The following is an 11,067-nucleotide window of genomic DNA, read 5'->3' as shown; positions in this document are numbered from 1 at the left end:
CTGATTTGATTAAGTCAACAGGAAAGTAAGGGTGCCGGCATCACCGGCACCCATGGAATAGGAATCAGGACAAAAACATTAAGGATTCAGTGGCCAGTCCGGGTTGAAAATGGTGGCTGCCGGCCATAGCTGACGCAAATAATTATTACTGTTGGGCAGCAGTTCATATGTTTTGTCTTCTGCTATATGGGTCACCGTTTTTTGAAACCGGGTTTCTTTGTTCAATCGTTTCAGGTCAATTACACGCATACCGGTGAAGGCCAGTTCCCGTCTTCTTTCTTCCAGTACAAAGCGCAGTACTTTTTCTGCATCATTGCTGAAATCGGCCGGGGTAAAGGCTTTATAGGCAGCGGGTGTAATGCGGTTCCATCTTAATTTATTAATATCATCGAGTGCGGCCGATAAATTGTTGGCGCGCGCATTACATTCTGCCCTTACCAGGTACATCTCCGGTACATTCAGATAGTTGCTGTAATAATCGCCCCGCAGAAATATTTTTACATGATAGCGACTCATGTAGTTGAAAGGTGGTGCTGGTGGCCAGCCATCTGCATAATACAGCATCCAGCGGCGGTCATCGTTGCTGAAGAGTGCCGTCAGTTCGGGAGAGGCGCAAACACTCATCCCCAAACCAAAGGGCCGGAGAAAGTGACGTGCCACAATCGTTTCTTTGTTGTACTGACAATCCGGAATATCTGTCCACCCCACTGGTGCGCCGGGTACATTGGGAAAGGGACCGGGAATGATCACTTTATAATCATTCATGTTAGCCAGTTCTGACTGCAGGGAAAGTGTGAGGTCCGCATTCTTTTTAGCATTGGCGTAGTCGCCCATAAAAAGATAAACCCTGCTTAAAGCTGCATAGCCACCGGCTTTGCAGCCCCTGAACTTCGTCAGTTTATGATCGAGTGGCAGGTCGGGTATGGCTGTATTGATATCGCTGATCACCTGGTCATATACTTCCTGTATCGTGTTTCTTTTGAATTTGGCATTAATGTCTGCAATCAGCGCAATAGGAATACCCAGCTGTGTGGCAGCAGTGGCAGCATCATAATGATGTGCGTATATATTCACCAGCAGTAAATGTTCCATAGCGCGGGACAGGAGGGCTTCTGCGCGGATACCTTTTTTAGTGGCTTCTGTCCCCTCTGTGGCATCCATCACATTATTGATGATGGTGTTACTATAAAAAATTCTTTTGTATCCTTCGCTCCATTCGTAGTCGGTATTACTTTCTGAATAGGGAAGTGTATTGAAAGTATAGATCTTTCTGCCCGATAGCGCTTGTTTGCTGAACAGGTTGCCTGGTTCTCCCTCTGGCAGGAAAGCATCATCGGAGAGCAGGTCCCAGAAGTAATCACCGGAATTGAGATTGTTGGCTGAATTGAGCAGACCTTCGTAATCGGCTACTGTTATCGGGATAAATTTATCTTTAGGCTTAATGTCCAGGAATTTGGTACAACCGGACAATATCACCAGGCATATTATGATAGTAAGATGGATTTTCCTCATGGCTGTTGGTTTTAAAAAGTGACATCTAATCCTGCCATATAACCTGGCATTACCGGTGCTGTTCTGTTGGCATAGTTGGAAGCAGGAGAGTAGGCTTCCGGATCAATACCAATAGCGTTTCTATACCAATGGAAAGGGTTTTGTACCTGCAGTGTTAATTTCGCGGAGGAGATTTTTTTCATCGGCGATAACATCGATGCAAAATTGTAAGACAATGAAATATCCCTTACTTTGATATAGTCTGCCTTGAGTACATTCTGGTCTGCAGCATACCAGGTCTGGCTGTAGTAAGAATCAGAACTACCTTTGAGATCTGGTGCGGGAATGGTACCCGGAATTTTTTCATCTCCGGGTTTGCGCCAGAAGTTGATCACGCGGTTATCCGTATTCCGCGAGGTAAATCCGTAGCCGATAAAGGGCACTACATCCCGTATTACATTCCCTCCGTTGGCGATGATCATGATATTCAGGGTGAGCTGATGATATGTGAAAGTGTTGGTAAAACCGGCAGTATATTTTGGCCGCATGGTGCCACTATATACCAGTCCGTTAATATCCGTCATGTTGGCAACAGGGGCGCCTGCCTGATCGTAGTTTTTTACCACTTTCCCGGCAGCATCATACAGGAGTAAGGTACCATTGGTAGGATCCAGTCCGGCAGATTGGAAGCTAAAGACTGCATCCATGGGATAGCCCATGCGGTTTACACCATATCCGCTGGTCATTCCGAGAACGCTTGGATCTTTGGTGTTAATTGCTGTCATCCTGTTTTTATTCAGGCTAAGTGCGAGGTGACTGCTCCAGGAGAAATGTTTGTGCTGAATGTTTTGTGTATGGAGTGCCAGTTCTATTCCTTTATTATTCAAACTACCAAAGTTTATCAACGAAGAAGGGAACGCATTGGTAGGATCAGTGGCTTTATCTCCCAGTAAGTCCGAGCTCTTACGGATATAGTAATCTATGGAGCCGGAAATCCGTTGTTGAAATAGTGCAAAGTCAACACCTATATTGGTAATGGCTGTCTTTTCCCATCTCAGTGATTTGTTGGGAGGATAAATGATGTTGGAGCCCGTGGTATTTGCTTCCTTCACAAAAAAAGATTGTGCCTGCAGGTAGGGGCCTACGGTCCGTGCCACATTACCGCTTAAACCATAGGTAGCACGGATACTGAGGCTGCTGAGCCAGGAAACAGGCTTCAGAAAATCTTCTTCTGATATCCTCCAGCTACCACCTACAGACCATAGGGGCAGATAACGGTAACGGGGATCTGTACCAAACAGGTTGGAATTGTCGATACGCACGCTACCTGTTACATTGTATTTATCATTATAAGTATAGCCGGCATTACCATAAGCAGAGATATAGCGGTCTTCTGTATAGGTGAAATAATTTCTATCATTGTAGTTATAGAAGATAATACCACCAATGGCTTCCGTTCCTTTTAAATTCCCCAATATACTTTCGTTAACTGGCTGGAATTGCAGGTTATTGTCGTTGTAGCCCATTCTGAAAACAGAAGTGTTTTCCTGTATTACTGCTCTTCTTTCTGTACCTGCCAAGGCGGAAATATGGTGGCGGGTGTTGATATGCTGGTCAAAGTTAAGCTGGGCGCGGGCCGTATAAGATCTGTTGTTGGATCTTATTTCCTGTATTTGTCCGCCATCCGGTACATTCTTAGTGATCACGCCGTTAATGATTTGTGTGGCATCATTGATCAGGTTCTTCGCGTAGTAGGAATCGGAATTGAAGAATTGTGCATAGTTACCGGCGCCGCGTTCTGTCTGATATTTCAAATCCAGGCTAAGTCCTTTAATGATTTTCGCAGTAAATCCACCCTGTAAGCGGAAGTAATTGGAGCGGGATCTGAAATCAGTTTTATCGATTTCATCCAGTGGATTGTAGGTTTCATCCAGCAGTCCCAGTTTTTTTAAGCGGTCTATTTCGTAGGCAGATTTCAGGTTATTCCAGGGAGAGGAGCTACCATCAGGGTTCCGCAGCACTTCATACGGCATGCTTCCGTAAAAGCCGGGTGGATAATCCCGGGCATATTTACCATTAGCGATATTGGTAAATATCCCTGCTTCTGCGTCCAGCCATTTGAATATTTTTACTTTATCTTTTAAGCCGATGTTGACGGCTTCCGTGGTATTCTTAAGTGCATAGCCGCGGTCTCCGGTATAGTTCATATTCAGGTTATACTGATGCACGTCGTTACCGCCGCTGGCAGAGAAGGCATGCCGTTGCTGGAAATAGTTCCGCATCAGCAGATCTCTTATCTGGCTTTGTCCATCCGAACTTCTTAGTCTGTTGAGCGTTGCATCCAGTTTTGCTTTGGTGATCAGGTGCTGTTCATATTGATACAACGCCTCATTCACTTTTGGCTGCGCACTTCTCAGCGTCCTTTCATCATAAGTGGGATGCCAGATATTAAACAGTTCCTGCTGCAGGTCCACCATTTGTGGTGAGTTGAGCAGATGCTGGTAACCAATATCCGGTTTAGGGAGCAGGTAAAAGGAGCTGCTGAAGTTGACTGTCATCTTCCTGCTGCTGCCATAGCGGGTGGTGATGGAGATAACGCCATTGGCGGCCCGGGTGCCATAAATAGAAGCCGCGGCGGCATCTTTCATCACGGTCACATTCACTACATCTGCAGGATTAATAAAGTTAAGATCTCCTTCATAAGGGAAACCATCCACTACATAAAGTGGTGCCTGGTTGCCGTATATGGTGGAGAGTCCGCGGATGGTAACGGTACCATTCTGCATAAACAGTCCGGGTACGGTGCCTTCCAGCCGGTCGAGGATACTGGTTTCCAGTCGGGCGCCCAGCGTTTTTTCTGTGATAATGCTAAATGAACCAGTGGCCCGTTCTTTCGGTATAGATTGATAGCCGGTATTGGCGGTCACATTTACATCTGTGAGGTTGGAGGTGAGAGCCGAGAGCGTAATGGCCCCAGTGTTACCACTTTTCAGCATCGCCGCTGTTATTACCAGTTCTTTTGTTTTGAATCCGATAAAGCTGAAGCGCAGCACCTGGCCGGCGGATGCAGCGATGGTGAAATTACCCTCGATATTGGTAATGGTAGTTTGATTGGTGCCGGTCAGCATCACGGTGGCGCCAGGTAACGGGGCACCGGTGCTATCAGTTACCCGGCCGGTTACGGGAGATTCTTTTCCGGCAAGGTCTTCTGCTACATCGGTTGGCGTGAGTCGTTTACCAGACAACATAATCGTGTTGCCGGCAATTTTGTAGTTAAAGGGCTGGTCTTTCATGACCAGGTCCAGAAAGGCCAGCAGCGGCATGTCGCGAACATTTACAGAAATCGCTGCCGCCTGTTTCAGCAGATCCGATTTACCCCATACCACAAATCCTGTTTGTTTTTTAATGGTGGCAAACAGTTTTTCCATTGGCACTTCCTTCCCTGAAAAGGTGATGGACTGTGAAAATGTGCTGGCTGATACATGTAGGCAAATGGCAAGAAGAAGGACACTTGTTAGTCTCATAATCCGGAGCATTTTGGTTGGGAGCCGGCATGGCAAGTCCCAACGGCTCCAGTAAGCAATTTTTTGCATAGATTTGCAGCGTTTGGTTGTTAATAATGGCGGTCGCGAAACCCTGTTTAAGATCAACTGAACAACCCTTTGAGCGATCAAAGGTGACCGGAAGTGTTAGTCGCACTTCCGGTTTTTTTATGTTGGTTGACCTGTTGTGTTAATTTGTTTCTTTTATTTCAGGCATAGTATTTTTTATATTAAGGCATTACAATCAGCCGCCGGCCTTCTTCCAGCCGGAAATGCACTTCTGCACTTTCCAGTCCCGCCAGCACATCCGAAAGCTTTAATGACCGGCTCATTTCTCCGAAAAAGTGTACATCCGGAACATTTCCTTCATATACCACCTCCAGGTTGTACCAGCGTTCCAGCTGCCGCATCATCTCTCTTAAACCCACTCCTTCGAAATTGAATAAGCCGTTTTTCCAGGCAATGGCTCTTTCAACATTGGCATCGGGTATCATTTTCAACTGTTGATTTTCCCAGCGTACCTGTTGCCCCGGTTTTAAAATCACCGGCTGGGATGCTTCATGGGTAAGGGATACGCGAACAGCCCCTTCTATTAAGGTAGTCGCTATATTTTGTTCATTCGTATAGGCATTTACGTTGAATCCGGTTCCCAGTACGGCCACTTCCAGCTGTTTACGCACCTTCAGTTTAAACGGCTGGGCTGCCTGTTGGGCGACTTCAAAATAGGCTTCCCCCGTGAGTTCCACCAGTCTTTCTTTGCCGCTAAATGCCACCGGGAATTGGAGTACACTGCCCGCATTCAGCCATACCCGGGTGCCATCCGGCAATGCCACCTTAAATTGTTTGCCGTTGGGCGTAGTGATGGTATTGTAAGCTGTGGCTTCGGTACGGTTGCCACCGGGCGTGTATTGGAGCCCGTTATCCTTCAGTACTACACGGGTATTGCCCTGGGTAGTGATCTCACCGTTACCCATACTATCCAGTACCACCTTTGAGCCGTCTGCCAACGTTAATATGGCACCATTACTGCCAGGAGTGGCGTCCGGTGCGGCTCTGGTAGCCATGCCGGAAGGAGGCTTTTGCTGCTGGTAATGATTCAGCAGGTAGGCGGCTGTTCCCAGCATAAGCACTACCGCCGCTGCCCAGCCCCACTTGTGCAGGAAGTGGATGCGGTATACGGGTTTGCTCACCGGCTCTGAAAGCTTATCGGCCTGCAGGATCTTGTCGGCCACTGACATCCAGTGCGGATGATCGTATGGCGGCAGTGCTGATTCTTCTGATGCTTCCAGCAGCGATTCCACCTCGCTAATGGTATCGCTATCCTGTTCTACCAGGGTAGTGAGCTCCAGCAGTTCTTCCGTGGTGGCTGTGCGCTGGACTAACCGGTCCAGTAAATATTGTAATCGGGTGTTCTGTTCCATTTAATGTGTGGTGAATACAGGTAAACGAAGCCTTTTATCTCCCTCTCTCTATTACCAGACAATTGAGCGGGAGAATGGTACCGAAAAAAAAGAAAGTTTTTTTCACGTTAGCTGAGGATATCAATGAATAGGGCCAGCAGCAGGGGATAACCGGCTTTTTGGAGGGACTGGCGAATACTTTTCAACGCCATCACCAGCAGATTTTTGACCGTGCTGACAGCCAGCTGCATGTGTGTGGCAATTTCCGCGATGCTCAATCCCTGTTCTCTGCTGAGGCGATAGATCTGTTGTTGTTTTTCGGGTAACTGTGCCACTGCTTTGTTGACCAGTTGCAGCAACTGCTGGAAGTCGATGGTGTCGGAAGCCGGGATGGCGCTTTTTGGCGCTACCGCATCTATTACTTTATCATGGATCGTTTGACGGCGGACATAGTTCACTGCCAGGAAAAAGCAGATCTTTTTTATCCAGGCGGCAGGATGGATTACTTCCGTGAGCTGGTCGCGGGTGAGCCATATTTTTAAAAAAGTATCCTGCACCAGGTCATCTGCCACCGCAGCGGATCCCGTAATACGGGCTGCCAGGGCCAGCAGCCGTGGTGCATGCATTTCAAAAAGGCTCCTAAACGCCGCTTCATCACCGTTGGCAACGCGTTTATAAAGGTCAGGAGCATCAATAGAATGACCGTCGCTCAATTAAATGATATTTTATAATACTGGCTATGAGATGGTAATAAAAAACAGACAGGCGATTCGCCGTAGTTTGATTGATATTCACATGTTGACATTGGTATCATCGACAAAATAACAAATGTGGAGACAAGATAAAATATTAATGCTGAATATTATCTTTCCATTGTATCAATCTTCCTGTACAAATGAACGTTTTGACCTGTGGCAGGTCCAAAAATGACGGGTACTTTTATATAGTAAATCAATTTATTAAACCAAAATCCACCCGATGAACACTATCTGTACCCGATCGCCACAGGTGACTATTTCTCCACCTCGTTACCACATTTATATATCCAGAAACTTGTAATTCCTAAACCCTGACAACCAAATGAAACCCGGCCGATGCCCTATCGGAATGGAGGCAATATGTCTTCCAACAGTGAACGATTACCCGGTTGTCGAAACATTTATTATCAACATGAAAAAACATCTTATTACCCGGTTGCTGGCCATGCTGGCAGGTATGCCGTTATGTTCCCAGGCCGTCACCCAATCATTACCAGCTGCATCCAGCCAGGTGATTCCCCTGGGGCAAGACAGTAGCTTTAAAATGATCAGCCGTTCCCAATGGGAGCTGACGCAGGTGCCCAGCACCGCCAAAGAAACCGGCCGGCTCAAAACTTCCCTGCAGGTAGCAGACTATGAACCGGTAGGACTGAGGGCTACCGCCAATACCCCCCTGGTATTAAACGTCACCCAGATCAGTGGTACCGGTTTACCTAAACTGATTGTAGGCACTTACGACCGTCAAACCGTGAGCACCTATACGCTCACCGCCGGCGTTAATACCATCACGAATGTAAATGGAGGAGATCTCTATTTGCAGTATGCTGCTGATAATCCATCGGAGGCCAACAAAGTACAGGTGACCTTCCAGAGTGGTTACCAGGAAATGCCGTTCTATATCCTGGGAGCCACCACGCACAACGATTGGCTGAATATGCTGGCCGCAGATACATTGTCACCCAATGCTACACTGGTAGCGAACCGTGTATTTATTGTGGTATCGCGGGTGAAGGCAACGGAGTATAAAAACGAAAATCAGGATACATTGCTGCAATTGATAGACCAGGTGATGCAGGCGGAAGGCGATATCAGCGGTCTGGACAACAGTACGCCCGTGCACGCACCCTTCCTGAAGAATAAGCTGATGCTGCTGGAAAAAGCCAGTGGCAATCCTGATGCCACTTCGTTGGGTCGTGTACGTATTCCCACCGGTAATATTAACTGGATCCTGTCGCCTTCGTATATCCTTAACAGTGGTGGCTGGGGTGTATTCCATGAAATAGGGCATCATCATCAGCATTATAGCTGGACATGGTCTACCTGTATTGAAGTATGCGTAAATATTTATTCCCTGGCGGCCAAGCGGGCCATCCATCCGAATGATCCGGGTATCGGCGCCAGCGACTGGAATAATATTTTTACGTACCTGGCACAACCATCTGCATCGAAGAATTTTAACGCCAGCAGCACCGCACTCTTTGTAAGACTAGGTATGTTTCATCAGCTATGGCTGGCTTATGGAGACTCCTTTTACCATACGCTGCATAAAAGGAGCAGGGATGAAGCGCCTTCTCCAAGTGGCGACGAAGCGGAAATGCGCGGGTTCATGATCTATGCCTGTCAGATCAGTGGCGAAAACCTGGGCAACTTCTTCAAAACCTGGGGGCTGAATGTGAGTCCATCTATTTACGCAGAACTGGACGCACTGGGACTGCCGGCACCCGCAGTCGATCCCTCTCTGCTAAGAGATGATGTGGCCACTGCTATCACCATGCCGGCTTCAAATACCGTGTATGCGGCAGGTGATACGATACTGATCAATGCCACCGCTTTCGGACCCCGGAAAGTAACCAAAGTAGCATTCTTCCAGGGCAGCACAAAACTGTCAGAAGATACAACTGCGCCTTATTCTTTCGCCTGGAATAATGCAGCGCCGGGCAGTTATACACTGACCACGAAAGCTACCATTGCCGGAGGACAAAGTGCCGTTTCTGCACCTGTGAATATTACATTGAATGCTATTAGTCTTACTGCGCCGGCAGACTATTCGGCCTTTGCTGCGGGAGTAGCCATACCTTTTACGGCCAACGTTGCTGTGATTAACAGCCCTGTGCAGCTGGTGGAGTTTTATGCAGACAGTATAAAAATAGGTACTTCTGCCACCGCGCCTTATGGCTTCAACTGGGCGCATCCAACAGCCGGCACGCATAGTCTCCTGGCAAAAGTGATCTACCAGGATGGAACAGTAGCTTTTTCTGCCAGCAGCGGTATTGTTGTAGGTGGTACTTTCCCCATCGCTGATTCGTATGTGCGTGATGGTGGTACTGCCAATACTAATTATGGCAGGGACCTGAGCCTGGTAGTGAAAAAGGATGGTAACAGCGGCTTTAGCAGAACTACCTATCTGAAGCTGGACGTAAAAGACCTCGCCAATATTGACACCGCGAGGCTGCGGATGAACATTGCAGGCGCCGGTGCAACGATTGGCGGCACGCAATGGCAAATCTGGAAATGTGAGGATGATAGCTGGACAGAAACGGGCATCACCTGGAATAATAAGCCTGCTACCACCACTTTACTGGCCAGCCAGCCGGGTAAGAAAACAGGTTATGTAGAATGGGATATCACAGGGCCTGTATTGCAGGAACTGGCGGGCGATAAAACACTTACTTTAGCCGTGGTCTCATCCGTGTCAGGGCAATCAAATGACGCGACCTTTTCTTCCAGGGAAGTAACAGATGTGAAAACCAGGCCCGTGTTGCTGATTGATATTGTAGATACCATAGCGCCATTGCTGACTGTACCTGCTGATACAACAATTGACTACAATACTTCGGCAGCACCGGCTATTACCGGTTATGCCGCCGCTACAGACAATAGTGGCATACCGGCAGAAGTGATTTATGCAGACAGCAGTTTGCAGGACGCTGACACCACAAAAGCAGCGCACTACAATTACCTCATCCTCCGCAGGTGGACAGCCACTGACCGTGCAGGCAATCAAAATATAGCCGTGCAGAACGTGACGGTACAGTATCAGAAAAGTGTATTCAATACCGTTAGTCTCTTTGCGGGAACGACTAATAACGGCGTAAACGGAAGGAGAGCGGACCTGCGTGCGGAACTGATACTGAATGGAACCTCCGTAGCATCCGGCACCCTGCTGAATCAACAGTTGAACGGGAATTCGCTGAGCAGCAGTCAGCTATTCCGCATTCCATTGAGCGGTAGTCCTGTTGTATATACACCTGCTGACCTGCTGCAGTTAAAGGTTTCAGCCCGGAGAGCAGGAGGGAATGGTACGTTTGGGGTGAAGATATGGTACAACACAGACTCGCTGGATGCCACTTCCAAAGGATATAGTCAGTTGCCTAAGTACGCCGCCGCCGGATCTGAAAAAACGATGTTATTCCTGGGAGGCCAGTACCTGTTACAGGCGAATGCCGGTAACGCGCCTGCAAGCGTGGAACTCAAAGTAGATAATAGTTTCCGGGAAGTAGCTACCTGGTCCACCATCCAACAAAGTGATACGTGTATAGCAGCCACCTATCATGATGCCCCGCTACAGGCCCGATTGCTGAGCGCTGTGGCTTATCCCAATCCCAGCAACGGTGATTTCACATTAACGGTGACGAATAGCAGCAATAAAGAGATACAGGTATTCGTACTGGATTTTTTCGGCAGGGAAATCAAACAACTGAAATTTCCGGCAGGACAACCGGCGCGTTTTGGTAATGACCTGAACCGCGGCGTATACTTTGTGATTATTAAACAGGATGTAAGGGAAGCTTTTGTGAAACTGGTCAAGCAATAAAACCAATTGTTTATTATTGAAAACGGATAGCAGGTAGTATGATTCCTGCTATCCGTTTTTTT

At 47.7% G+C, this 11,067-nt stretch carries 5 protein-coding genes; 1 reads left to right on the top strand and 4 read right to left on the bottom strand.

What is annotated here, in order from left to right:
* Nucleotides 1-78 precede the first annotated feature (78 nt).
* From AB4Z08_RS28205 to AB4Z08_RS28190, 4 genes are all read right to left on the bottom strand, one after another.
* A complete protein-coding gene (locus tag AB4Z08_RS28205) occupies nt 79-1,512 on the bottom strand; it encodes a RagB/SusD family nutrient uptake outer membrane protein (protein WP_441577133.1) in 1,434 nt (477 codons plus the stop codon).
* An 11-nt stretch (nt 1,513-1,523) separates the two neighbouring features.
* Nucleotides 1,524-5,015: a SusC/RagA family TonB-linked outer membrane protein gene (locus AB4Z08_RS28200; RefSeq protein WP_441577132.1), complete on the bottom strand. Its 3,492-nt coding sequence runs from the start codon at nt 5,013-5,015 to the stop codon at nt 1,524-1,526.
* Nucleotides 5,016-5,263: 248 nt separating this feature from the next.
* Entirely contained in the window at nt 5,264-6,454 is a 1,191-nt protein-coding gene (locus AB4Z08_RS28195) for a FecR family protein (protein ID WP_441577131.1), read from the bottom strand.
* Between the two features lie 107 nt (nt 6,455-6,561).
* On the bottom strand, nt 6,562-7,146 hold the full coding sequence (locus AB4Z08_RS28190; protein WP_441577130.1) for an RNA polymerase sigma factor: 585 nt from the start codon (nt 7,144-7,146) through the stop codon (nt 6,562-6,564).
* A gap of 457 nt (nt 7,147-7,603) precedes the next feature.
* Here AB4Z08_RS28190 and AB4Z08_RS28185 point away from each other — a divergent pair, with 457 nt between their 5' ends.
* The gene (locus tag AB4Z08_RS28185; protein WP_441577129.1) at nt 7,604-11,005 is read left to right on the top strand and encodes a M60 family metallopeptidase; all 3,402 of its coding nucleotides are present in this window, start codon (nt 7,604-7,606) and stop codon (nt 11,003-11,005) included.
* The last annotated feature ends 62 nt before the right edge of the window (nt 11,006-11,067 follow it).

It is taken from the genome of Chitinophaga sp. RAB17, assembly GCF_052114225.1.
Taxonomy (GTDB): domain Bacteria; phylum Bacteroidota; class Bacteroidia; order Chitinophagales; family Chitinophagaceae; genus Chitinophaga.
This window is presented reverse-complemented; position numbering and strand designations above follow the sequence as displayed.